Here is a 24,128-nt window from a genome sequence, read left to right on the forward strand (position 1 = left end):
CTATAAAACTTCAATATAAATTTAGTCATAAATGCCCATGGAAATATATTTTTCTCCTCCATCAGGTGCAACCGTAACAATTTTTTTACCCTTGCCTATCTTTTTGGCAATTTTTATAGCTGCTGCAATATTAGCACCTGTTGAAATTCCTACTAATATGCCTTCTTCACTGGCCATTAGTTTTGTTATCTTGAAGGCTTCTTCATCAGATATTTTTATTATTTCATCAACAACATTAGCATCATAAATATCTGGTGTGAAACCTGCTCCTATTCCTTGTATTTTATGTGGTCCAGGTTCTCCCCCTGATAATACAGGAGATTTTTCTGGTTCAACCGCAACTACTTTAATACCTTGTTTAATTTCTTTTAATCTTTTTCCTACTCCAGCAATTGTTCCGCCGGTGCCTACTCCCGCTACAAAAATATCTATATCCACCACGTCTTCCATTATTTCTTCTGCGGTTGTGGCATAATGCTTTTCTGGATTTGCTAAATTAGTAAATTGCTGAGGTATAAAGAAACTAGGTTTCCCCTCCGCTATCTCCTTAGCCTTATTTATAGCACCCTTCATACCTTTGGTACCATCAGTAAGCACAAGTTGTGCTCCATATGCCTTAATTAAATTCCGTCTTTCAACGCTCATAGTATCTGGCATAACAATAATTACCTCATAACCTTTAATTCTTCCGATCATTGCTAGTGCTATTCCCATATTTCCACTAGATGGCTCAACTATGGTGAATCCTTCTTTTAATAGTCCTAATTTCTCAGCTTTTTCTATCATTCCAAGAGCTGCTCTATCTTTTATGCTTCCAGCTGGATTAAACTTTTCCAGTTTCACATAAATATCAGCCATATCACCCTCCACTAATTTATTTAATTTTAAAACCGGTGTTGCTCCTATCATATCTAAAACGTTGTTATACATCATAATAATATCCCTCCAAATTTAAAATAATTAATTTTTCATCAACAACTATCTATATTTCTTCATTCATATATTTCTACATTCATATAATTCGCTAAAAACAACAATTATATTTTTATCAGTGTATTTTCTAGGAAGTTTTTAAATACAAAAAAAACTCCCTCTAAATCTAGAGACGAAGTTTTGCTTCGTGGTCCCACTCTAAGTTATAATCACCATAGTAATTATAAAGCCACTTTTTCAAGCACAGCGCTATGCTCTATCCCTATAACGGGGGAATCCCGATGCAGCCTACCAAAGGTATATTAAAATACCTAATTCGGTGCACAACTCCAAAGGGCACTTCATATAAGCTTCCCATAAGAATCTTCTCAGCTTTAGACTCTCTCTCTGTACATTCTTCTTATATTACTTTCCTTTTTCTCAGTATTTCCTAGTATTTTAGTATGAATTACTTTTCTTTATTATATTATATTCTTAACATTTAAATATGTCAATACTATTTCATTTTTTATTCATATATTTTTTCATTGTAAATATTCTTTATAATAAAAAAACTGTTAGAATAAACTAACAGTTTTTGCCTAAATCTTATTATTCTTTAAGTATTGAGTCGTAGCAATACCTATCTTCCGGCTTTGCTTTATAATACTTTCTGAAAAATCATACCCGAGAGTTACATTTCCGCAAGCAAAAATACCAGCTATATTAGTTTGTGATTTTTCATTTAATTGAATTTGCCCCGTTGATGAATCAATTTCTATTTTTGCTTGTTTTGCGAGTTCATTGTCTGGATATAACTTTACAGATAAAAGTAATGCATCACAAGAAATATATTCATCGCTACCTTTAATAACCTCATTATTATTATCTAACTTTACTAAAGTAACGCCTTCAATTCTACTTTTGCCTGCAATGGCAATGACCTTTTGCTTTGTTCTCAATGGTATATTAAAATCATTAAGGAAAGTACCTAGTTTTTTATCAACTGCATCAATATAATCTTTACTTTCAACTACAGCTTTAACATTAGCTCCCTCAATGGAGAGTCTACTTGCCATTTTTAATGCAATATCTCCTGTACCTAATATGATTATTTGTTTTCCTGGCATATATCCCTCTATATTTACAAATTTCTGCGCGGCCCCAACAGTGTATATGCCTGCACAGGTACTACCCGCAAGATTAGAAAAGCCCCTTGGTCTCTCTCTGCACCCGGTGGCAATTATTATAACTTTAGCTCTTATTTTAAAGACTCCATCATAAGTATTCACTGCATTAATTTCTTTAGTATCACTTAAATTTAACACCGTAGTGTCTACTTTGTATGAAATACCCAGTTTATTAACTTTATCTATAAATTTCTGCACATATTCTGGTCCAGTCAAATCTTCGCCAAAGGTGCTTAGTCCAAATCCATTATGGATACACTGATTTATTGTTCCGCCCAATTGATTTTCCCTTTCCAAAATTAAAATTTTCCCTTCATAGTTTTCTTTAGCTGAAATAGCAGCTGCAAGACCTGCCGGACCTCCTCCGATTACTACTATGTCATATTGCTGCATTACATACCCTCCTATTTCAATGCATCCCAAAAAATAACTAGTCAATATGCTAGTCTATTTTTGGAATGTCTAATATTAAAATTTGATAATCCATTATAAATAAACGCAAAAACCCGTGAAAATAATTTCACAGGTTTTATTTGGCAGGGGTAGTAGGACTCGAACCTACAACCAATGGTTTTGGAGACCACTACTCTACCAATTGAGCCATACCCCTTTATTGCGTATAAAATTTTTAAAAATGGCAGGGGTAGTAGGGCTCGAACCTACAACCAATGGTTTTGGAGACCACTACTCTACCAACTGAGCTATACCCCTAAAATACATTCAAATTGTATCATGTATTTTTAATAAATGCAAGCATTTTATATTTTAATGACATTTTAAGAAACACAGAAAACTATCGCATATACACTCTGTGCTTCTTAATGCTTACTTTAGTACTAACGAATTATTCTACTTTAAAACCAGCGGCCTTTACTTTTGAAACGATGTCATCGAAATTTTCAGTTTCAAGTCTTACAACAATTTCTTTAACCTCAGTAAGACTTTTTGGATCAATAACTACAAAGCTAATTATATCGCCTTTGTTTTCAGTTATTATTTTTGAAAGCTTAGAAATCTGCCCTTGAATATCATAAGCTATAACTGCTAAACGTTTTCCTTTGTTAAGCCCAAATAGCTCAGTAAATTGATGAAATATAGCATGATGTGTAACTATGCCCTTAAAATCACCATTGTTATCTACTACTGCAACAAATGAAACACTTCTTGTCTCTAAAAAATGTGCCGCTTCTTCTGCTTGTTGCATTGGATTAATAACAGGTACATCAGTCCTCATAACGTTTTCAACTACAAAATCAGATAACAAGCATTTCTTATCAAGACAATTTTCATAATAATAAGTATATATTCTTTCTTTTGAAATTGATCCAATGAATTTATTACCCTCAGTTACAGGAATTGATAAAAAATTGTTTTCATCCATAATTTCTAAAGCTTTACCTATTGTCACCTTTGGTGTTACCGTAATTAATTTTTCTTTTAATAGCATCAAATTATTAACAAACATTATTTTCCCCTCCTTAATAAGGTATATAAGCTATTATACATTATTTTATAATTTAAGTATAAACAATTGTTTTTTATTTTAGAAATATATTTAGTAGAAATAAAAGTATATATTATGGTCAATCTCCTATATTACCTTTTCTTTTTTTATATTTTAGGATAAAATATCTAGTGAGGTGAAACTTATGGAATTTGTAGTAACTACAGTAGAAGAAACTTATAAAATAGGAGAACTAATAGGTTCGCTTGTTAATCCAGGTGATATAATATGTTTAATTGGTGATCTCGGCACTGGCAAAACTCATTTAACAAAGGGAATTGCAAAAGGTTTAGGTATTGAAGATCATGTTACAAGCCCTACTTTTACGATTGTAAATGAATATTCAGGTCGTTTAAAATTATTTCATTTTGATGTATACAGGGTAAATGATCCGGATGAAATAGAAGCTATAGGCTTTGATGAATATATATTTAGTGATGCCGTTAGTATTATTGAATGGGCTAATTATATTGAGGAATTGATTCCGCCAAATAACTTAACCATTAACATAGAAAAGCTCCCTGAATTTGGAGATAATTACAGAAAAATTAATATGAAATATTTAGATAGAAGATACGATTATATAAAGGAGCTGAAAATATGAAGATTCTAAGTATAGATTCTGCAACTGCATCCGCAACTTGTGCCATCCTTGAGGATGACAATGTGCTTTCTGAGATAACTTTTAACTATAAAAAGCAACATTCACTAATACTTATGCCTATAATTGATGAATTACTTAATAATACAGGAATGTGTATAAGTGATATAGATGCCTTTGTAGCCTCAAAGGGACCAGGTTCCTTTACAGGGCTTAGAATAGGCCTGTCTACCATTAAAGGTCTTAGCCAGGGTACAGGAAAGCCCTTTGTAACTGTATCTACTTTAGATTCTTTAGCATATAACTTAGCATATACGGATGGCATTGTCTGCCCCATACTAGATGCACTACGGGATAATGTTTATACAGCCTTATATACTTTTAACAATTGCCAGCTTAACCGCATTACTGACTATATAAATATTTCTATAGATGAATTAATTAATATGCTTAAAGAGAAAAACTGCAATATTTCTTTTGTAGGCGATGGAGTTCCTAAATTCAAAGATAAGCTTATAGCACATTTGCCTAATATAAGCTTTGCGCCAGCGCATTTAAATTTGGCTAAGGCCTCATCTCTGGGAGAATTAGGTCTTAAGCTATTATCTAAGGGAACCTTCGATGATTTATACGCATCGGTACCTATTTACCTTAGAAAACCCCAAGCAGAGCGGGAGTACGAAGAAAAAATGAGGCAAAATAAAAATGAATAGCGATTTTAAAATTTGCCCAATGGATAGTTCTTCTATAAAACCTATCCTCAATATTAGTGAACTAAGCTTCCCTATTTCCTGGAGTTTTGAATCCCTCCAAAGTGAATTAGATAATAAATTTGCTAAATATGTAATATTAAAGAAGGGCGATTCTATAGTAGGCTATGGCGGCATGTGGATAATTATAGATGAAGCACATATTACTAATGTTGCAATTCACCCTAATGCCCGTGGCTATGGTGGTGGAGATCTAATTGTAGAAGCCTTATTCAGAATTTGTAGAAAACAAAAGGTTACGGCTATAACCTTAGAAGTTAGAAGTTCTAATTTTCAGGCTATAAACTTATATGAAAAACATGGTTTTGAAAAGGTAAGCATTAGACCTCATTATTATGAAGACAATAATGAGGATGCTGTAATTATGTGGAATCGCAACCTATAGATTAAAATAAAAAAACTAACGTAAAGGGGTACCTATAGAATAGGTACCCCTTTACGTTATGCAATTGTTTTATATTTTTGACTAATAATTACCTTGTCGGTTTTTGTATTTGCTCTCCATATTTTCTTTATGAAGTATAGGAGACACACTTTTATATAGTGCTAGTGTTACTGAGGATACTAATATTCCTTTAATAAAATTGAAAGGAATAATTGACCAAATAATAAAGGAATTTAAATTTACAATTTTAGGATTTATTTTTGTTCCCATTCCTACAACAGCAGCTACTGGAAATCCTAATACACTTTCATATAGCGGTAGAATAACAAAATAGTTTAATATTCCTGCAAAAATAGACATACAAACTACTCCAATTAGTAATGCAACAATAGCTCCGCCTTTACTTTTACGAGCCTTATATATATATCCAGATACTAATACTAAACTTGAGCCTACCAGAAAATTTGCAAATTCTCCCACAAAGGCCGTTTTTCCTGCTAGCATTCCATGCAATATATTTTTAAAGAGTTCAATAACAACTCCTGCTATTGGCCCTAATGCAAAGGCACCTAGAAGAGCTGGCAGGTCGCTGATATCAAATTTTAAGAATTCTGGAAATATAGGTACTGGTAATTCAATGTACATCAAAAGAAAAGCCATAACAGATAAAAGTGAAATTTTAATAAGTTTAACAAGTTTTTCGTCTCTCATTTTTATACCCCCTAATTAATATGTCTTCTAGGGATGGATATAATAAAAACCCTGACATAGAACTATGTCAGGGCGAATTCGCATATATCTCATCTTCTTTTATCCAGACTTTACTGTCGGCTTCGGAGTTAAACCGAATCTGCCTTTCGGCTCGCGGGCTTTACCGCCGGTGGGGAAATTCGCCCCGCCCTGAAGATTATCAAATTTTATTTTATAACTTAATTATATATACATTAAATAGAAAAAGCAATATATAAATTATATATTTTTCATAGATAATGATATCCTTTTCCTTTTCTCATCAACTTCTAGCACACTAACCTCCACTATATCTCCAACCGTAACTACGTCCAATGGATGCTTTACAAATTTATCTGACAACTGGCTTATATGCACTAACCCATCTTGATGAACTCCAATATCAACAAAAGCTCCAAAATCAGATACGTTTCTAACTGTTCCCATAAGTTTCATGCCTGGTTTAAGATGGGACATTTGAACTACTCCTGTTTTTAATAGTGGCTTAGGTAATTCCTCTCTTGGATCCCTACCTGGCTTTTTAATCTCTTTAATGATATCTCTAAGAGTTGGAACACCTATTTCTAATTTTTCAGCCAGTTCATTTAGATTAATAGTTTTAACTCGCTCATCCATATCTTTAAAATTTAGTGATTTAAGATCTTCTTTTGAATACTCTAATAAATCCAATAACTGTTTTGTAGCATTATATGACTCAGGATGAACTGAAGTATTATCTAAAAACTCTTTGCTCTCCATAACCCTTAAAAATCCTGCACATTGCTCATATGCCTTTGCACCTAATCTTTTAACTTTTAATAATTGTTTTCTAGCTACAAATTTACCATTCTCTTCTCTATATGCAACAATATTTTGAGCTATAGCAGCATTTATCCCTGATATATAAGAGAGTAAAGATGGTGTTGCAATATTAAGATCTACCCCAACAGCATTAACACAGTCTTCAACTACTCCTTTTAAGGATTCATCAAGTTTTTTAGGAGTTACATCATGTTGGTATTGTCCAACGCCAATAGCTTTAGGATCAATTTTTACAAGCTCCACCAAGGGATCTTGAAGTCTTCGTCCTATTGAGATAGCTCCTCTAATAGATACATCTATATCTGGATATTCTTTTGATGCAAGCTCGGAAGCTGAATACACTGAAGCACCTGCTTCTGAAACTATAACGTAGTAAAGGTCTTTTGAGCATTCCTCTTTAAGTTCTTTAATTATCTGCGCTAAAATTTCTTCTGACTCACGACTAGCGGTTCCATTACCCAAGGATATTACTTCTACGTTATGCTTATTTACTAATCCTTTAATAATAGCTATGGATTTTTGAACACCGTCTTTACTCCCCGCGGTAGCATATACTGTAGCTATATCTAGAACTTTACCAGTATCATCAAGCACCGCTATTTTGCACCCCGTTCTAAATCCAGGATCAAACCCAAGTACTACCTTCCCTTTTATAGGGGATTGCATTAAAAGAGCCTTTAAATTAGCTTTAAATATCTCAATAGCGCCTATTTCACCTTTTTCTGTGAGCTCCGACCTTATTTCTCTTTCAATTGAAGGGAATATAAGCCTTTTTACAGAATCAACTATACTTAGCTCTATATATTTATCAGTTTCATTATTCCCCTTTAAGCATCTAGATCTTAAGTATTCAATAATTTTATCATTATCAGCTTTAATTTTCACAGAAAGTATCTTGCTATTTTCGCCTCTATTTATGGCAAGAATTCTATGTGGTGGAATAGATCTAACGCCTTCTTTATACTCATAATACATTTCAAATGGTGTAGTGTCTTCGCTTCCACCCTTAGTTTCTACCATTCCTTGATTGTGCACCAGCGCCCTAATCCACTTTCGGAAATCAGCTTCGTCTGAAATCATCTCACTGATAATATCACCCGCACCTTGAAGTGCTTCCATCGATGTATTAACTCCCTTTTCTTCGCTTATGAATTTTTCAGCATACTGATTTATGTCCTCTTTAAAATCACCTTGAAAAATAATTTCAGCAAGAGGCTTTAGACCCTTTTCTATTGCAATGATTGCTCTGGTTCTTTTCTTAGGTTTAAACGGTCTATAAATATCCTCTATTTCTGTCAAGGTTTCACATTTTTTTATTGAATTTTCAATTTCCTCTGTTAGGTTTTCTTGTTCTCCAATAAGACGTAGTACATCTGTTTTTCTTTCTTCTAAATTTCTAAGATATATTAGTCTCTCGGTGAAATTTCTGAGTACTATATCATCAAGACCCCCAGTTCTCTCTTTTCGATATCTAGCTATAAAAGGAACCGTATTCCCTTCATCCAATAACTGGATTACACTTTCCGACTGCTCTTTGCTTATTCCAAATTCACTAATTAATCTACTTTCTATATTTCCCATATTTTCCTAACTATTTTTGTAAGAAACAATCAAATAAATAACAATTCAATACAATATATAATTTATTTAAATGTACCTAAATAGTCAGTCCTCCTCTTGTAATTTATTTTTTAAATCTAATGGACCAAAATTAACTTATTTAATCATACCCTAAGTTCTATCTTCATATCTATATAAAGATAAAATTTTTTAGGAGAAATATATGAAAAAATTAATATGTTCTTGTTTTTTAACCCTTTGTCTTTTATTATTATTTTATAGTTCACATACATATTATACCCTATATAGATTCAATCCTACAAATGTGTACCAAAATATAAAATATATCTCTTCAAACCATTTTAAAGGTAGACTGCCTGGCACTTTGGAAAACGCAGAAATCGCTACATATATTAACTCTGAATTTAAAAATAACGGGTTGAAGCCTTATAGAGGTATCGAAATTCAAAACTTTAAAGTGCTATATCCTAAGAGGATTAATGGTAGTCCATATTTAAAAGTATTAGACAGCCATGGCAAGGTAGTAAAAGACTTCGTTTATAGTGTGGATTTTAAAGAAGATATGATAAACTTCAAAAGCAATAATTTAACCTTCTGTAAAAGTAATTTAAGTATAATAAAAGAAGACTATCTCAGAGTTAATACTACTAATGGAACCTTCATATTTTTTGTTCCGCGCGCTAATGACTTATCATTTAGAAGTTCTTTTATGTATAATTCAAATTATAACATGTATATTATGATTACTAAAGAAACCCTTGCATCACTTAAAGATTTATTAGATAGGGATTGCAAGGTTGATTGTTTTATCCCCTATGAGGTATCACAAACCAATGTTAATAACGTTATGGGGTATTTAGAAGGCAAAGATTCATCTGCAGCACCAATAATCGTTTCGGCACACTTTGATCATCTAGGCACGGATTTAAATGGCACTATATATAACGGTGCTCTAGATAATGCATCAGGTCTTTCCTTTATGCTCGAAATGAGTAAGTATTTAACTTCGCTTGGCAAACCAGATAGGAGCATTCTTTTCTTAGGCTTTAACGCAGAAGAGTTCGGTTGCTTAGGTTCAAACGCTTTTATTTCAGAATATAAGGATGATATACAAGATAGTAAAGTATTTAATTTTGACATGATTGGAAGTAATAATGCTGTTCCCCTATGCATCATGGGCGGAAGAAAAGACACGGATAAAACGCCTTTCATAAAATCAGTTTCGGCTACTTTCAAAACCGAAAAAATATTTTTTAATTACCTTTTTGAAGATGCTAGTGACCATGAAGGCTTTAGGAAAGAAAATATTGATGCTATAACCTTTTGTGACAATGATACGACGCGAATACACACTCCAAAAGACACCTTCGAAAATATAAGTTTAGATTCTATAGAAAGATGCTATAACGTAGCCGCGAAAGAGATTGTTAAATATACTTTTAAGGACAATTTCATCATTATCTATTATAAAGAATGCACTATATTTTCTATAATTGGAATTCTAATATTTGGATACTTTATAAGAAGAAATCAAATTAAAAGCAAAAAAAAGAATTAGACAATATTTGATCTCCTATATTACAATTAATATAAAAAAGATGATTCCTGTAATAATACAGAAATCATCTTTATTTTTTATAATATTTACATATTTAGTTATATTTTATGCTTTTTGTTCAACTGGCTTTAAATAAGATTTAAACATCATAGCTGATGTATAAAAAATAACTACTACAACAAGCCATTTCAATATGTCAAGTGGTAAGGATTTAACAATAAATGCTGCAATAATTACTCCTATTACTCCACCTACAGTTATTGCCATAGAAGCTTTTCTATCATAAGCGCCCTCTTTAACAAATTTAACTGAGGCTGCTGGCATTAAGAATGCACAAGAACCCATCATAATCGGAAAAGAAATTGCTGGGCTTAATCCAAGTGCAAATACAAGTGCCATACATGGAGCATAAAGTCCTATTCCAAGTGTCATTAATGCACCAAGTACAAAGTTAGCTATAATTGCGAATATTAGTTTTCCTCCAGTAAGACCAAGTGCATCTCCCCCAGAAGGAAATATTTTTAATTGTTGCAATATCATAATACCTGCAACAACAAGTAATGCTACTCCCATTGCCAATTGAATTTTCTTTACATCCAGCTTAGCAACAAATCCTGCTCCAAGAATTGCTCCTACTGTTGCTGCTGCAAGCATAGTAACAAGTGTCAATGTATCAACTTTTATAACTGTAATAAAAATAAATGCTTCTAATACTACTGGAATTGTGCAAGATACATTTAATGTTCCTGGCATTGTTCTGTCATTTGTAAGCTTAAATTGTTTTAGAAGTGCAGTTGTAGGTGCAAAACTTCCAATACCTAGTGTGTCAAAGAAATTAGTAGCAAATCCTACAGCTCCTGTAGATAAAAAGCTTGGTTTTTCAAGTCTACCTTCCTTTGAAGCTAGCATGTAATCCTTAATAAAAACTATTGTAAAATAAAGGGTTAAAAGACCTAATACTGATAATACGGCAGTTAACATTTTAAATTCCCCCTTGTTTAATTAATATATTATTAGCATGCACTATTATAATAGTGCATGTTAATTGATACCATAAAATATACATTACTTGTTAAATTTTTAATGATTTAGTTAAAAAAATCACATATTTGACCTTATATATAGAATAATATTGTACTACATTATACTATAGCTGTCTACAAATTATTCATTTATCAGATTATTCAGTTTATTCCACTATTGGGTTATACTAGCAACTAATGCTACCTGTTATTTATAACCTAAACCCATATTTTAAAGGGTCTTCTTCATCAATGACAAATTGATTGAATCCAGTGATATACGCACTGCCTGTTATTTCAGGAATGACACCTTTGAACTCGCCTACTTGCACTTCTGAAAGTACTTTCCCTTTAAACATAGTTCCAACAATACTTTCATATACAAACTCTTCATCTTTTTTCAAATGTCCCTTTGCATACAAATATGCAAGTTTAGCACTTGTTCCAGTTCCACAAGGGGATCTATCTACTTGACCTTCTCCGAATATTACTACATTTTGAAGAGTAGCCTTTGGATTTTTAGCAGGTCCATATATTTCAACCAAATCCACTGTGTTTATATGAGGAAGCAATGGATGCTGTACAGAAATAGATGCATTAATTGCATGTAAAATTTTCATACCTACTTCGCATAATTTTTGTGCATTTTCAGGACAAATATCAATATCTAAGTCGGTAGATTTAACAAGTGCAAAAAAACTTCCTCCAAAAGAAATATCAAAAGTTATTTTTCCAAGTTCTGGAACATCCACTTGTACATTTTCTTTATAAAGAAAAGAAGGAACATTCTGGATAGAAACTTCTTTTACCTTTTGATTTTCTACTTTTACTTTTGCTTTAACTAGTCCCGCTGGTGCTTCTAAAGTTAGGTAAGTGTAAGGTTCTACCATAGGAATAATCCCAGTTTCTACAACTACTGTTGCAGCTCCAATTGAACCATGACCACACATGTTTAAATATCCGCCACCATCCATAAAAATAATACCTAAATCAGCTTCTGGCATTGTTGGAGCAGTTATAATAGATCCAAACATGTCATTATGACCTCTTGGTTCAAGCATAATTGCTGTTCTCAAATAATCTAAATGTTTTTCCAAGTATTCTTTCTTTTCAGGCATAGTATTTCCTGGAATTACCGGGACCCCGCCAGTTATAATTCTTGTTGGTTCTCCCATTGTATGTGAATCTACTGCATTAATCATTCTCATTGCTTTCATAATTTATCCCCTCATCTTCCTATTCATTTTAAGTTTTAATAGCGCTACTGCTTTTTTTGCATCTATTTCGCAGACTGTATTTTCTCCTACTACTTCTGTTTCAATACCCTCTACTGATTTGTTGAAATCAACAATTGTATCCATATATTTGTTGGTAACCACAAACTGTGCTTGTGTTCCCACAAAGCTAAGCCCTACTACTGGAATATTTCTCTTTCCGATTTCTTCAATAGTATTGGCATAGTCTACATGGCTATTACCCCAGCCGTCTACAGATATAATAACACCATCAGCTCTCATAGCTTCCGTCCATGCCGCTGCCCTTTGCCCAACAAATAATTTATCTTCATTAGATTGAGGGGTACCAACAATGATTATACCTAATAAATCAATATCTGAATCTTTAGATATAACATCCAGCAGTGGGTCTCTAAAATGATGTAATGTTGTTTCCTTTGTAGATGGACCAACTCCCATAGTAATCCTCCTCGTCTGGATTATGAAGTTTAACGACACCAAAGGTGACGATTACGACACTAAAGGTGACAATTAATGGCACTGGAAGTGACAATTAATGCATAGCTCTTAAAGCACCATCTCTATACTCATTCGGGCTTAATATTATTGGTACATTCCCTAAATCTATAATGGATCTACCACTTTCAAACCCACCTGGTTCTTTTCCTAGTAATTGTGTATCATACATAGCGCCTTGACCAGCAACTTGTTTTATAACAACTACTTTCTTTTTACCTAGTTTAATTTTATCGAAATATTCAAACTTTTCATCACATGTTTTTCCATTTATTTTCTTTAGTGATTCTCTTATTTCCTGAACTAATCTATCACAAGCCTTATGCGCTGCTGTAGGTCCTATCCTTACAGCACCCATACCATCTTTGAGCATTACATCTACATGGATTATAATATCTGTTGCATTCGGAGTACCTGCACGACCAAACACTACTTGCTGCGCTAGTATACCTTCTGAAGATCCAAATTCAGCTACTTGAATTCCCATTTCATCTACACCTGTGAGCATAACATAGACGCCTGTAAGAGTATGTGTTATCCCATCACCAATTTTGCCTAAAACCTTTGTCGCTATTGGTGAAAAATCCATAATGCTATTTACAAAAAAATCATGTTGTTTTGCATTTATTATTTTTACATCAATACACTTTATAATATCCACATCTTCTTGTATTAAATCCATTTTTAAATTTTCTCTTAAATACAATGTTTTATCTTGTATGAAAGTTCTTTTAGCAAATTCTACATTTTGAATATGGAATGTTTTAATCAATAATTTTCTAATTTCAATCTCATTTTCCATACACTCACCACAATCCATTTTTTTATATAGGAGTGTCTCAAAATTTAAATTGAGACACTCCTAATTCTTAATTAAACTTTTGCTGCGTACTCAAAAGGTAATGAAACAATTTTTCCAGCTGATGGAATAGCTATAAGCTGTTCCAAAGTAGCTTTTAATATGCCTGTTTGCATTTCTTTATCATTTGGTGCTCCAGCATTTGCTCCCATTGGAACAAGTGGTGCAACCGCTCTTGGTGTTCCGGATTGTCTAACTACTGGTGGTAATGCTGCAATAACTATCGTAGGAATCCCTGATTCCTCTATCGCTCTCTGTACAAGTACAGCAGAACGATGACAAGTTCCTCAGCCAGCGGTTAAGACTACTGCGTCTACGCCTTCATCTTTTAGTAGCTTTGCAATAGCAGGACCAGTTTCATTTTTAAACTTATCTTGGTTTCCGCCGCCGCCCATAAATCCATAATGCATTGGAGCAACTTCTTTTATAAAGCCTTCAGCTGCAAGTTCTCTTAATCTATCAATAGGGAACATACAATTTATATCTTTATTAACGTCTCCATTGTCATATCCACCATGAGATACCATTAAATCATTAGAATTTACATCTCCTGGAACTGCTCTAAATGTAAAGTCTCCTGCTAAATTAAATCTCTTATCTGTTTTTAAGTGAACTCCTGCAGCAGTTGCAAAAGCAATTCTCATTTCATTTAATGGTTTTGTTACCGGTGTCCAAACTGGTGGTGGTGTAATTGGTACAAATATTTCTGATTGTAAGCCTTTAACGGTTGTTAAACTCATTATACTTTCCCTTCCTTTCTACTTCTTGTCTCTATGTTACTAACATATTTTTCATTAGGTTCCTCAAAAAGAACCTCAATAAAACTCATTCTAAAACCAACTTCTTGACCTACCTGCAAAGGATAATCTGTAATTAGCATCCTCATTGGTATCTTCATAAAGCCTAATCTTCCTTTTAGATCTATTGAAACACTTCCATCATGCACTTCTACTATAACTCCGTACATTTCTATTATCTTATCTCCGTATTTCATTGTATCTCCTTACTTGGTTGAATATTTTTCTAATCTTTTTTTACTTTCTGGAATTGAAGTTTCATTTTCTACTCTTTCAATAGAAACTGCATAGGATTTTTCAACAGCTTCAAGATTGTTTTCCTTAACATTTGGATTCCATTTTCTTTCTGCTGCCACTACTTCTTCTCCTGCAATTGCAGTTTTAAGCATTGCAAGTGCTCTTATTGCATCTTCTTTGCAAAGAGTATTACACCCTAAAACTTCATTTTCAATTCCTGCTTCTGATTTATTGTTGTCAACCATGTACTTAGTGTACTTATTTCCAACAACTAGAGCACCTTGTACTCCACAGAATGACATTCCTACAACACCAATTCCACGCATACCTATTTGTTCAATGTGACTTGCAAAGTCGATATGGTTATTTCCAAATCCTTCTGTTGTAACAATTGCACCTGCAACATCCATTGTCTCAATAGTCATTCCAAGTCTTTCAGATACGTAAAACTTTTCACTATTAATTTGTGGACTTCCTACAAATACAACTCCACAAAGGTCAACTTCAGGATCATTCATTGCTGCTATAACAAGTGGTTCTCTCCAGTAATGTCTTGAACACTCTTTAGATGCTGGTCCTATACAAGTTAATGCATGAATTCCGCCATCTAATACTTCTAGTGGTGAAAGTACAACTGGTAAATTTCCAAGATCAACGTTTGGTTTTCCACCAAGTATTCCAACTGGCTCTACAGGAAGAATTAAGTTATCATGCATTGCGCCTTGACCCATGATTTCTTTTACTACTACTATTTTCTTTCTACCAGTTCTTCTATATTGAACAAATTCTTCACTATTTACAACTAAGTCCTCTTCTAGTTTCTTTAGTGCTTCTCTAATTTCTTGTGTTATAACATCTGATGCTTTATGAGCAGCAAAAGGACCTGGTCTTTCCATGTTTGTTCCTGCGAGTATTGTAACTTGAGTTTTAATGAAAATCTCACCTTTATCTGGTGCCCCTGGTCTTCCCCACATAATATTTTCTTCTAAAATACCTTCTGAAGAACCAAATTCTCCAATTTGAACGCCATTTTCATCTGTTCCAGTAACCATAACGATAACACCATCTAGTACTCTTGTTACCCCTTGACCTAATTTATGATCTCCTTCTTTTGTAGCAATTGGCTGTACATCCATAATTGTTTCACTATATGTGTTGTACTTATCAGGTGTAATTATATCAATTTTAATATCTGTAACAAGTTCGCTTATTTTTACAGCGTCTGTGCAGATATTTTCTCTAATATAAAGTGTAGTTCCCTCAATTTTAGTTTCAGGACCAAATTTAACTTCTTCTATTTTGAAGTGTTTTTTAGTGAGTGTTCTTACAATTTTGTCCTCAAGCTTTACTTCTGGAGTCTTATTTTCTTTAATAACTTCTTTAGCTACAGCCATTCCAGCAGTTGCTGTTTTTACTGTTTGTAATCCTTGAACTGCATTTTGATTAAATGAATTAAGAGGAATTTCTATATCAATGCCCTTTCCCTCTGCAATTTTAATCTTTAATATTCCACCATTTATAACTGATGACATTACTGGTGTTTCAGCTTTCATAGAAACTTCCTCCTCAAATCCTTCTAGCATGTTTGAAGTTATAGGAGTTAATGCTACGGCATCTACTTTTAAAGTTGCCCCTATTACTTCACTTCTACTTAAAACACTTTCATTCAATTTAATAAGTAGAGAGTCTTGTAATTTATCAAAATGCATTGGATTTTCTAAATCCGCAGCTGTAATAACATCTCCTGCACTTTTATTATCTTTTAATACTGCCTTTTCATTACCATCAGTTAATTCTACTTCCTTCTTTTCCTGCGTAGATGCAATAGCACCCTCTACTATTTCTGGTGTTAGCGGTGATAAAGAATCAATTGTCTTAGTAAGTTTTGCCCCTATAACCTGACCTATTTTCAAACAGTTTCCAGGTATTGTTAAAAGTCCTGAATCCACTAAATCTGGAAATATTGATGGATCTTCTAAATTAGCTGCAGTAAGAATTGTTCCTGCTTCTGTTCTACAACATACAACTGCGACTTCATTTTTAAACTCCTCTGCGTGCTCATCAGTCATTGACATAAAAATAACCTCCTTATTTTTTACTTTTTCTCCATTGGTAATCTTCTTGTAAGTGGATAATCTATTGTTCTAAATACATGATCTGTGTGGTGGTATACTGGAATTCCCATTTTAGGGGCTATACACATTACTGTATTTGAGCAGTCACTGCAATTAGCTATTAATACTCTTTTAGCACCTTGTTTTTTAAGGTAAAGGATAGCTTCTGCTTGACCTGGACAATGTCCTGGGGTTAAGCATTTGTTTAAAGATCTTACTTGAACTACATTTTTGCAGGTTGCTACTCCAACTACTTTTGAATGCATTTTTTCTGCTACATCTCTTAGTCTCGCTTCATCCGCAGCACAAGCGCATACTAATAGTCCTATTGGTCCTTCATATTTCGGAAGTGGCATGGTAACAATTGCACCACCTGAAGTCTTTGTAACAACTGCACTTTCTATATCTTCAGATTTACCAGTATAGGGTCCACCAATTATGATTTCGCCATATGCGCCATCAATACCGCCAGCTTTTTCAATTAAATCTTTAACTGAAGTTCCTACAGGTACCTGTAAGAAAACATGACTTTCATTTCCGCCCTTTAGTTTTCCAACTATTGTAACATCTTTATCTATTACTGGTTTTCCTTCTTCAACTGCTCTTGTTAAATTAGCCAAAGTTTCTCCATTTAAAACTACACATTTTGCTTCAAAAGGTAATTGGTCAGGGTTAAGCCATACTTCGAATATTTCATGAATCATCGCTCTTTCCTCGCCCATTGGATACATGTCTCTTAACGCTTTCACTTCAATATCTGATGCTGTAGAGAGTGCTTTTTCAAGTGCTGCAATGGCTTTTTTGTTTTTTGCTTTAACCGCAATATAGCCCTTTGGAGCTCCTATTGCACTCATAGCATATCTTAGTCCACTAATGACAATTTCCGGGTTATTTTCTAAAACTTTTATATTATGATGTAATGCAGGTTCGCATTCAACACAATTTGCAATTACATATCCGTCTGTCATTTGAGTTTTTAATTTAATATGAGTAGGAAATCCAGCTCCACCGGCACCAACAATACCTGCTTCATAGGCAGTATCTTCTATTTTTCCACATTTTTTAATTTTTATGTATTCCGTACTTTGAATGTCGTCCGCTAAAATAAAAATTTCATTTTTTGTAATTTTAGTTACTTTTCCAGTGACACTAGAATGAATTTTAGCACCACAGCCCTCTGGGTTTGCAATACATTCCCCTCTTTTAACAATCTGTCCTTCTTTTACAATTGTAGTAGAAGGTGCACCTACATGCATTTTAAGAGGAAATTTATAGGTTATTGGCATAAAACCACCTCCATATTCTTTCACTTAAATATATACGCAATTAGTGTGCCAACTTTCGAAGGATTTTATCCTCTACCTATAGCTGTTGCAAATACTCATTTGTCAGTCTATAGAGTTTTCCAATACACATTCTTACTTTTAAAGCAAAAAAAATAATGTCTATTTTCTGACACTATTTTCTCACTTTATTCCTCTAAATCATGTTTGTAATGATTTGTAGCGGTTTTTCCGTGTCAGAAAACAGACACACTGTTCAATTTTCTGACACCTTGCCTTTTATTTTTCTAAAAGACCATATTGATTTAATTTGTAATATAATGTACTTCTCTTCAAATTCAATATCTTTGCAGCCTTCTGTTTGTTTCCTCCCACCAATAGCAGTACTTCTACTATTGTATTTTTTTCTATACACTCCACAATTTTCACCAAATCATATTTGTTTTGCTCCTGATCCAAATTTTCACTTTCATTAGTATATGGGATAAACTTTTTTTCATCTTCTCCATTGTCTAAAATGTATTCCGGAAGGGTATCCAAGGTTATTTTTCCTTCAGTAGAAAGTACGATCATTCTTTGTATTACATTTTTCAGTTCTCTAATATTTCCTTCCCATTTACAATGAACAAGCAGTGGGTATATCCTTTCATCTATGATATTTATATCTATATTTTCTTTATTAGCTATTTGATTTATAAATAAATCTACCAATTCTTTTATATCTTCTTTTCGCTCTCTAAGTGGTGGCAATTCAATTTGAACAACTGCAAACCTATAATATAAATCATCTCTAAATTTTTTTTCTTTCATTAAATCATTCAAGTTCCTATTTGTGGCTGCTATAATCCTCGTATCTGTAACAATTCCCTTTTCACTCCCCAATCGATATACTATACCATCTTGCAGCACCCTTAAAAATTTCACCTGCATTTCCATTGGCATATCACCAATTTCATCTAAAAACAAAGTCCCGTTACTGGCAAATTCAAATTTACCTATTTTTCCTTTTCGAATGGCGCCAGTAAAGGCCCCTTCTACATATCCAAAAACTTCACTTTCAATTAAGTGCTCAGGAATTGCACTACAATTCACCGCTACAAAATTCCCCACTCTACCGCTAGCCTCATGAATTGATCTTGCAAACACTTCTTTTCCTGTGCCGCTTTCTCCAGTAATTAGTATACTTGCAGAACTTTGTGCTACTTTTTGTGAGATTGCTATAGCTTCAATTATTTTTTTGTTTTTCCCTACAATTGAAGAAAAGTTATAGTTTGCTGCAATTTCTTTCTTATAAGCAATCTGTAATAACTCAACTTTCCTTTTTTCTTTTTCTAACTGCTTTGATAATGTTACGACTTCCGTCACATCTCGATCTGTAGATACTACCGCCACCAATTCCCCCTTATTATTGTAGATAGGGACTGTACTTAAAACAACAAATTTACCTTTAACAGGCTCATTCCCCTCATTATCTCTTCGCTTTCCATCTTTTAAGGTTTTCATAATCAATGCATTAGGAAAAAAAGAGCCAATATATTGACCAACTATATTTTCAGCCTTTACACCATATAGTTGTTCCGAACTTTTATTCCAGTAGTTTACTATTCCTTTATCAGTACAAATGCATACCGCTTCGTGTAAATTGTCAATAATATTATTTTGAAGATCAAACATTTCATCAATCTTAAGGTAAAACGTGTCTCTTATATTGTTGCTGGTAATTACACCTTTAATTATTTCATTTTCAATTACTGGTAATCTTCCTATTCCACTCTCTATCATTAAATTTCTTGCAACTCTAGCAGACGCGTTCATATCTATGGTGACCACATTTTTATTCGTATATTCTACAACCTTTTCATCAAAGGATATATGTTTATTTTTTTTTATTTTAGCTATATCTTTTCTTGTAAAAACTCCAATGAGTAGCCCCAATTGGTCTACTACTAAGACTTCATCTTTATTGGCCTCAATCATTTTATTTAAAGCCTCTTTTATGCTTTCATCCGCCTTTACTTTTATGAATTTTTTATTCATAATTTCCTTTACAGTATAAAACATCTCTGCAATTACCAATTTCTCACCTTCTTTATTATTTCCCTATTCATTTCATTATACTAACTTTATTTAAAATAACAAAGTAAACCCTTGAATAATGTAAAAAATATTTTAATTTCTACACTTTCTAAATACTTTGCTCTATTATTAAATATGCATACCTCTCATTAAGCATATTTAATAAAATTACATGTAAAATGTTAAAACCACTAATTTAAGGCAAAATAGTCTTGACATATTATTATTTTTATTCTATGATAGATTTTAAAGTACAATGTCATTAAAAGTGAATATACCCAATACAAAGAAAAGGATTAGTAAAAATGGAGTCTTTTTACAGCGAGAAAATCATTGGTGTAAGATTTTTAAAAGATCATTTTGAACCCACCTTGGAGTTCTGTACGAAATGCTTTTTTTGCAATAAGCTACAGCGGATTTCTACCGTTATCTAGAATCTGAGTGGATATTTTATATATCAACTAGGGTGGTACCACCGATAATTCTCGGTCCCTTTTTGGGATGGAGTTTTTTTTGTATTCATTTTTATATATTTTATAAAATGAGAGGAGATTAATTATGGAAAAAAATAAGAAATTAGTAGAATCTATTACCGCTATGGATGAGGATTTTGCGAAGTGGTATACAGATATCGTAAAAAAAGCAGAGCTTGCTGATTATGCAAGCGTAAGAGGTTGTATGGTAATTCGCCCTTACGGTTATGCGATTTGGGAAAATATCCAAAAAATACTAGATCAGATGTTTAAAGATACAGACCACGAAAACGTATATATGCCAATGTTCATTCCTGAAAGTCTATTACAGAAGGAAGCAGATCACGTTAAAGGCTTTGCACCAGAAGTTGCCTGGGTAACACATGGTGGTAACGAAAAATTAGAAGAACGACTTTGCGTGAGACCTACATCTGAAACATTATTTTGTGATCACTACGCAAAAATAATTCAATCTTACAACGATCTCCCAAAATTATATAATCAATGGTGCTCTGTAGTAAGATGGGAAAAAACCACAAGGCCTTTCCTTAGAAGCTCAGAGTTCTTATGGCAAGAAGGCCATACTGCTCATGCAACAGCAGAAGGGTCACAAGAAGAAACTATTAAGATGCTGAATGTATACGCAACATTTTGTGAAGAAGCTCTTGCCATTCCAGTTATAAAAGGCCAAAAGACAGAAAAAGAAAAATTTGCAGGAGCAAAGGATACCTACACAATTGAAAGCTTAATGCATGATGGTAAAGCACTACAATGTGGTACTTCCCATAACTTTGGAGATGGTTTTGCCAAGGCTTTTAACATTCAGTATACAGATAAAACAGGTAAACTTGCTTATGTTCACCAAACCTCTTGGGGAATGTCTACAAGACTTATAGGTGCAATAATTATGGTTCATGGTGATGATAGCGGTTTAGTACTACCACCAGCAGTAGCTCCTATTCAACTTATTATAATTCCAGTTGCGCAGCATAAAGAAGGCGTAATTGAAAAAGCTACAGAGCTTAAAAACACATTGTCAAAAGTAGCTAGAGTAAAAATGGATACCAGCGACAAAATGGCTGGCTGGAAATTTAGTCAATACGAAATGAAAGGTGTTCCACTAAGGCTTGAAGTTGGACCAAAAGATATAGAAAAGAATCAGGTAGTATTAGTTAGGCGAGATACCAGAGAAAAAATCATTGTTCCAATTCCTGAACTAGAAACAAAAGTACCAGAAATTTTAAAGGATATTCAAAAATCACTACTTGAGAAAGCTAGAAATATTCAAAATAAAAGAAGCTTTAGTGTAAACACCGTAGAAGAATTAAAAGAGCTTCTTGATAAAACATTAGGATTTGTTGACGCTCCATGGTGTGGAGAACTCACTTGTGAAGAAAAAGTAAAAGAAGTAGCCGGTGCTTCTTCTAGATGCATGCCACTCGATCAACCAAAGGAAAAAGGTGTTTGCTTATGCTGTGGAAAACCAGCTAAATCTATGGTTACTTGGGGAAGAGCTTATTAAAACTTGTTAAAGGAGCCGCTCCGATGCTATTTATAAAAAGGCAAGAATCTTTGGAATTGGTTCAAAAATTAAGTTTTAAATATAAAAAAATCGTCTCACTTTTTTATAAAGTGAGACGATTTTTATTTGCATTTTTGTATTAATCCCCTATACAAATATCAGCCATGACAACTCCATTTATATTACCATCATGTCCTTTAAAAGGCACAGAAATAGCAATGCAATAATTATAAGAAACATTAGATATATATGGCTCGCTACTAAATTCTTTTCCTGATACTGCCTCCCTAAAATAAGGTCTAAAGGCGTAATTATCACTGCCTTTAATTATAGTTTCTGTTGCAAATTTCATATTTCCGTCTAAATCTATAACTCCAATATATTCAAATTGCATATGTGCGGTTTTTCTGTGTTTTAATTGCTCAGACGTGCGCTCCATTGAATATCCCTTTGAACTTAATTCTATTGCAATTGACTTCAATATTTCTAGTCCTTCTTTTATAATATTCTTCTCTTTTTCTCCTAAATTTATTTTATTTGTAAAATTCTTTAATTGACCATCTATTTCATCTGCAGTCTTGTTCATCTTCTCTACAATAATGGACATATTGTGCATTGTTTCTGTTTGTTCTTGTGCTGCTGCTGAAACCTCCTCAGTAATAGCCAATGACTGTTGTGTTATTGAACTTATTTTATCCATAAGTTCATTTACATATTCTGCTTCACTCGCAGTTTCCACTGCTAGTGAAGAAATTTCATCTACAGCATCATAAGTTAATTTCGTTGAATCGATTACTTTATTAAAAGATTCCTTTGCTCCTTCTACAAATCCAACATTTTCCTCGATTTTTTTTACTTCCTCTTTTGCTTCTATACTTATTACAGAAATTTTTTCTATAATAGTTGTGGTTATTTTGCCTATGTCCCCTACTGAACTTGAGGATTGCTCAGCAAGTTTTCTCACTTCATCAGCTACCACCGCAAACCCTCTACCTTGTTCTCCCGCTCTTGCCGCTTCTATTGCAGCATTTAGTGCAAGTAAGTTTGTTCTTTCACTAATATCTGTAACAACTTGAATAATAGTATTAATCTTATGAACCTCATCTTGCAATGATTGAATTGTATGAGCTAGTTTGGAATTAGATAAGGCTGTGTCTTCCATTTTACTAGTAAATTTAGCGAACATTTCAGTATTGATCTGGATTGCCAAAATCATATTTTTCGCAATATCTTTTGCATTCTCTGCAGACTTAGCAATCTTATCTGCATTTTTCCACATCTGCTGCGTATTTTCTTTTGTTGAAATCGAAGCTTCTGATTGAGTGGTGGCACCCACTGCTACTTCCGCAATAGCATTGGATATTTCACTGGCTGTTATTACTGTTTGTTCTGAACTATTGTGAAGTGTGTCCGCCAGGTCTCTATTTATCTGTGAGACTTCCATAACTTCACACAATACCTTTCTTATATTTTTCACTATTTCATTAATATTTGTAGAAATGGCTTCACCCACTCCATCTGCCTTTACTCTAACGGTAAATTGCCCTTCTGCTAATTTTTTCGTTTGCTTATTTATGGTTTTCATTGAATGAGCCATATTTCTAATAAATATTAAAATAATGCAAAATAGCACAATACCAAAAATCAGACTAAGCCCAATATTATATTTTGCATAAATGTTGTTTATGCCCAATGAAATAATTTCCAATTCCTTAGTTGGTAAATTTGCCTGAGAAAGAACTCTTTTAAAGGCTCTGGATGCTAAACTTAAAAATAGCATATTAAAAATTGTTGCAGAAACCATAAAAAATAGTAAGCTTATTCCTACTGTTTTTCTTTTCATTATTAATCCCCCCATTGTATATTTTGCTTTTTAAATTACTATTGTACAAATCTAATATCATAATAAAAAAAACAACTTTCTTCCTTTCTCTTTCTTCTA

General features: G+C 33.2%; 20 protein-coding genes, 2 tRNA genes, 1 riboswitch and 2 other annotated features. Of the genes, 5 read left to right on the forward strand and 17 right to left on the reverse strand.

What is annotated here, in order from left to right; all coding sequences use genetic code 11:
* Positions 1–21 precede the first annotated feature (21 nt).
* The 5 genes from cysK to KPL50_RS05995 form a co-directional block, all read right to left on the reverse strand.
* A complete protein-coding gene (gene cysK, locus KPL50_RS05975) occupies positions 22–933 on the reverse strand; it encodes a cysteine synthase A (protein WP_216297550.1) in 912 nt (303 codons plus the stop codon).
* Between the two features lie 165 nt (positions 934–1,098).
* Positions 1,099–1,364: a binding site (T-box leader), on the reverse strand.
* A gap of 150 nt (positions 1,365–1,514) precedes the next feature.
* Positions 1,515–2,495, reverse strand: a complete 981-nt coding sequence (locus KPL50_RS05980; protein ID WP_216297551.1) for an NAD(P)/FAD-dependent oxidoreductase — start codon at positions 2,493–2,495, stop codon at positions 1,515–1,517.
* 141 nt (positions 2,496–2,636) lie between these two features.
* Positions 2,637–2,712, reverse strand: a tRNA-Trp gene (locus KPL50_RS05985).
* A 25-nt stretch (positions 2,713–2,737) separates the two neighbouring features.
* Positions 2,738–2,813 (reverse strand) — tRNA-Trp (locus tag KPL50_RS05990).
* Positions 2,814–2,946: 133 nt separating this feature from the next.
* Positions 2,947–3,567 carry a CBS domain-containing protein gene (locus tag KPL50_RS05995; protein ID WP_216297552.1) on the reverse strand — a complete coding sequence of 207 codons (621 nt, stop codon included), beginning with the start codon at positions 3,565–3,567 and terminating at the stop codon, positions 2,947–2,949.
* A 184-nt stretch (positions 3,568–3,751) separates the two neighbouring features.
* Here KPL50_RS05995 and tsaE point away from each other — a divergent pair, with 184 nt between their 5' ends.
* Genes tsaE through rimI form a run of 3 tightly spaced genes read left to right on the forward strand, consistent with a single transcriptional unit; the run spans position 3,752 to position 5,362 of the window.
* A complete protein-coding gene (tsaE, locus tag KPL50_RS06000) occupies positions 3,752–4,210 on the forward strand; it encodes a tRNA (adenosine(37)-N6)-threonylcarbamoyltransferase complex ATPase subunit type 1 TsaE (protein ID WP_216297553.1) in 459 nt (152 codons plus the stop codon).
* Positions 4,207–4,920 carry a tRNA (adenosine(37)-N6)-threonylcarbamoyltransferase complex dimerization subunit type 1 TsaB gene (gene tsaB / locus KPL50_RS06005; RefSeq protein ID WP_216297554.1) on the forward strand — a complete coding sequence of 238 codons (714 nt, stop codon included), beginning with the start codon at positions 4,207–4,209 and terminating at the stop codon, positions 4,918–4,920. Before tsaE ends, tsaB begins: the two co-directional genes overlap by 4 nt.
* Positions 4,913–5,362 (forward strand): ribosomal protein S18-alanine N-acetyltransferase, encoded by a 450-nt coding sequence (gene rimI / locus KPL50_RS06010; RefSeq protein WP_216297555.1) that lies wholly within the window; start codon positions 4,913–4,915, stop codon positions 5,360–5,362. Before tsaB ends, rimI begins: the two co-directional genes overlap by 8 nt.
* An 81-nt stretch (positions 5,363–5,443) precedes the next feature.
* On the opposite strand, the gene KPL50_RS06015 is transcribed toward rimI, so the two are convergent.
* On the reverse strand, positions 5,444–6,073 hold the full coding sequence (locus KPL50_RS06015; RefSeq protein WP_216297556.1) for an ECF transporter S component: 630 nt from the start codon (positions 6,071–6,073) through the stop codon (positions 5,444–5,446).
* A gap of 87 nt (positions 6,074–6,160) precedes the next feature.
* Positions 6,161–6,274, reverse strand: a riboswitch (FMN riboswitch).
* A 57-nt stretch (positions 6,275–6,331) separates the two neighbouring features.
* Complete coding sequence (locus tag KPL50_RS06020; protein ID WP_216297557.1) at positions 6,332–8,494, reverse strand: Tex family protein; 2,163 nt, start codon at positions 8,492–8,494, stop codon at positions 6,332–6,334.
* A gap of 202 nt (positions 8,495–8,696) precedes the next feature.
* Here KPL50_RS06020 and KPL50_RS06025 point away from each other — a divergent pair, with 202 nt between their 5' ends.
* Positions 8,697–10,052, forward strand: a complete 1,356-nt coding sequence (locus KPL50_RS06025) for a M28 family metallopeptidase (protein ID WP_216297558.1) — start codon at positions 8,697–8,699, stop codon at positions 10,050–10,052.
* Positions 10,053–10,157: 105 nt separating this feature from the next.
* Here KPL50_RS06025 and KPL50_RS06030 read toward each other — a convergent pair whose 3' ends face one another.
* The 9 genes from KPL50_RS06030 to KPL50_RS06070 all read right to left on the reverse strand — a co-directional run bounded on the left by KPL50_RS06030 (position 10,158) and on the right by KPL50_RS06070 (position 20,191).
* Complete coding sequence (locus tag KPL50_RS06030) at positions 10,158–11,033, reverse strand: sulfite exporter TauE/SafE family protein (RefSeq protein WP_216297559.1); 876 nt, start codon at positions 11,031–11,033, stop codon at positions 10,158–10,160.
* A gap of 253 nt (positions 11,034–11,286) precedes the next feature.
* Positions 11,287–12,291, reverse strand: a complete 1,005-nt coding sequence (locus KPL50_RS06035) for a proline racemase (RefSeq protein WP_216297560.1) — start codon at positions 12,289–12,291, stop codon at positions 11,287–11,289.
* A gap of 3 nt (positions 12,292–12,294) precedes the next feature.
* On the reverse strand, positions 12,295–12,768 hold the full coding sequence (locus KPL50_RS06040) for a glycine/sarcosine/betaine reductase component B subunit (RefSeq protein ID WP_216297561.1): 474 nt from the start codon (positions 12,766–12,768) through the stop codon (positions 12,295–12,297).
* Between the two features lie 94 nt (positions 12,769–12,862).
* Complete coding sequence (prdD, locus tag KPL50_RS06045) at positions 12,863–13,627, reverse strand: proline reductase cluster protein PrdD (protein ID WP_216297562.1); 765 nt, start codon at positions 13,625–13,627, stop codon at positions 12,863–12,865.
* Between the two features lie 71 nt (positions 13,628–13,698).
* Complete coding sequence (gene prdB, locus KPL50_RS06050; RefSeq protein WP_216297563.1) at positions 13,699–14,424, reverse strand: D-proline reductase (dithiol) protein PrdB; 726 nt, start codon at positions 14,422–14,424, stop codon at positions 13,699–13,701.
* Entirely contained in the window at positions 14,424–14,678 is a 255-nt protein-coding gene (locus tag KPL50_RS06055) for a CBO2463/CBO2479 domain-containing protein (RefSeq protein ID WP_216297564.1), read from the reverse strand. Before KPL50_RS06055 ends, prdB begins: the two co-directional genes overlap by 1 nt.
* 9 nt (positions 14,679–14,687) lie before the next feature.
* The gene (prdA, locus tag KPL50_RS06060; RefSeq protein ID WP_216297565.1) at positions 14,688–16,793 is read right to left on the reverse strand and encodes a D-proline reductase (dithiol) proprotein PrdA; all 2,106 of its coding nucleotides are present in this window, start codon (positions 16,791–16,793) and stop codon (positions 14,688–14,690) included.
* Positions 16,794–16,813: 20 nt separating this feature from the next.
* Positions 16,814–18,118 carry a proline reductase-associated electron transfer protein PrdC gene (prdC, locus tag KPL50_RS06065; RefSeq protein WP_216297566.1) on the reverse strand — a complete coding sequence of 435 codons (1,305 nt, stop codon included), beginning with the start codon at positions 18,116–18,118 and terminating at the stop codon, positions 16,814–16,816.
* Positions 18,119–18,394: 276 nt separating this feature from the next.
* Positions 18,395–20,191 carry a sigma-54-dependent Fis family transcriptional regulator gene (locus tag KPL50_RS06070; protein WP_253200476.1) on the reverse strand — a complete coding sequence of 599 codons (1,797 nt, stop codon included), beginning with the start codon at positions 20,189–20,191 and terminating at the stop codon, positions 18,395–18,397.
* Between the two features lie 277 nt (positions 20,192–20,468).
* Positions 20,469–20,688: a binding site (T-box leader), on the forward strand.
* A gap of 61 nt (positions 20,689–20,749) precedes the next feature.
* On the opposite strand from KPL50_RS06070, the gene proS reads away from it, so the two are divergent.
* Positions 20,750–22,186, forward strand: coding sequence for a proline--tRNA ligase (gene proS / locus KPL50_RS06075; RefSeq protein ID WP_216297567.1), 1,437 nt, complete (start codon positions 20,750–20,752; stop codon positions 22,184–22,186).
* Positions 22,187–22,325: 139 nt separating this feature from the next.
* Here proS and KPL50_RS06080 read toward each other — a convergent pair whose 3' ends face one another.
* Positions 22,326–24,029, reverse strand: coding sequence for a methyl-accepting chemotaxis protein (locus tag KPL50_RS06080; RefSeq protein WP_216297568.1), 1,704 nt, complete (start codon positions 24,027–24,029; stop codon positions 22,326–22,328).
* Between the last annotated feature and the right edge of the window lie 99 nt (positions 24,030–24,128).

This window comes from Clostridium sp. CF012 (assembly GCF_018861755.1).
GTDB lineage: Bacteria > Bacillota > Clostridia > Clostridiales > Clostridiaceae > Clostridium_AD.

Bases quoted from the DNA above. Each gene is read 5' to 3' on its own strand.
- KPL50_RS06015 (WP_216297556.1), bottom strand. From the start codon at position 6,073: ATGAGAGACGAAAAACTTGTTAAACTTATTAAAATTTCACTTTTATCT.
- KPL50_RS06035 (WP_216297560.1), bottom strand. From the start codon at position 12,291: ATGAAAGCAATGAGAATGATTAATGCAGTAGATTCACATACAATGGGA.
- KPL50_RS05995 (WP_216297552.1), bottom strand. From the start codon at position 3,567: ATGTTTGTTAATAATTTGATGCTATTAAAAGAAAAATTAATTACGGTA.
- KPL50_RS06020 (WP_216297557.1), bottom strand. From the start codon at position 8,494: ATGGGAAATATAGAAAGTAGATTAATTAGTGAATTTGGAATAAGCAAA.
- prdA (WP_216297565.1), bottom strand. From the start codon at position 16,793: ATGTCAATGACTGATGAGCACGCAGAGGAGTTTAAAAATGAAGTCGCA.
- tsaE (WP_216297553.1), top strand. From the start codon at position 3,752: ATGGAATTTGTAGTAACTACAGTAGAAGAAACTTATAAAATAGGAGAA.
- KPL50_RS06040 (WP_216297561.1), bottom strand. From the start codon at position 12,768: ATGGGAGTTGGTCCATCTACAAAGGAAACAACATTACATCATTTTAGA.
- KPL50_RS06030 (WP_216297559.1), bottom strand. From the start codon at position 11,033: ATGTTAACTGCCGTATTATCAGTATTAGGTCTTTTAACCCTTTATTTT.
- KPL50_RS06080 (WP_216297568.1), bottom strand. From the start codon at position 24,029: ATGAAAAGAAAAACAGTAGGAATAAGCTTACTATTTTTTATGGTTTCT.
- prdC (WP_216297566.1), bottom strand. From the start codon at position 18,118: ATGCCAATAACCTATAAATTTCCTCTTAAAATGCATGTAGGTGCACCT.
- proS (WP_216297567.1), top strand. From the start codon at position 20,750: ATGGAAAAAAATAAGAAATTAGTAGAATCTATTACCGCTATGGATGAG.
- tsaB (WP_216297554.1), top strand. From the start codon at position 4,207: ATGAAGATTCTAAGTATAGATTCTGCAACTGCATCCGCAACTTGTGCC.
- KPL50_RS06025 (WP_216297558.1), top strand. From the start codon at position 8,697: ATGAAAAAATTAATATGTTCTTGTTTTTTAACCCTTTGTCTTTTATTA.
- rimI (WP_216297555.1), top strand. From the start codon at position 4,913: ATGAATAGCGATTTTAAAATTTGCCCAATGGATAGTTCTTCTATAAAA.
- KPL50_RS06055 (WP_216297564.1), bottom strand. From the start codon at position 14,678: ATGAAATACGGAGATAAGATAATAGAAATGTACGGAGTTATAGTAGAA.
- prdD (WP_216297562.1), bottom strand. From the start codon at position 13,627: ATGGAAAATGAGATTGAAATTAGAAAATTATTGATTAAAACATTCCAT.
- KPL50_RS05980 (WP_216297551.1), bottom strand. From the start codon at position 2,495: ATGCAGCAATATGACATAGTAGTAATCGGAGGAGGTCCGGCAGGTCTT.
- cysK (WP_216297550.1), bottom strand. From the start codon at position 933: ATGATGTATAACAACGTTTTAGATATGATAGGAGCAACACCGGTTTTA.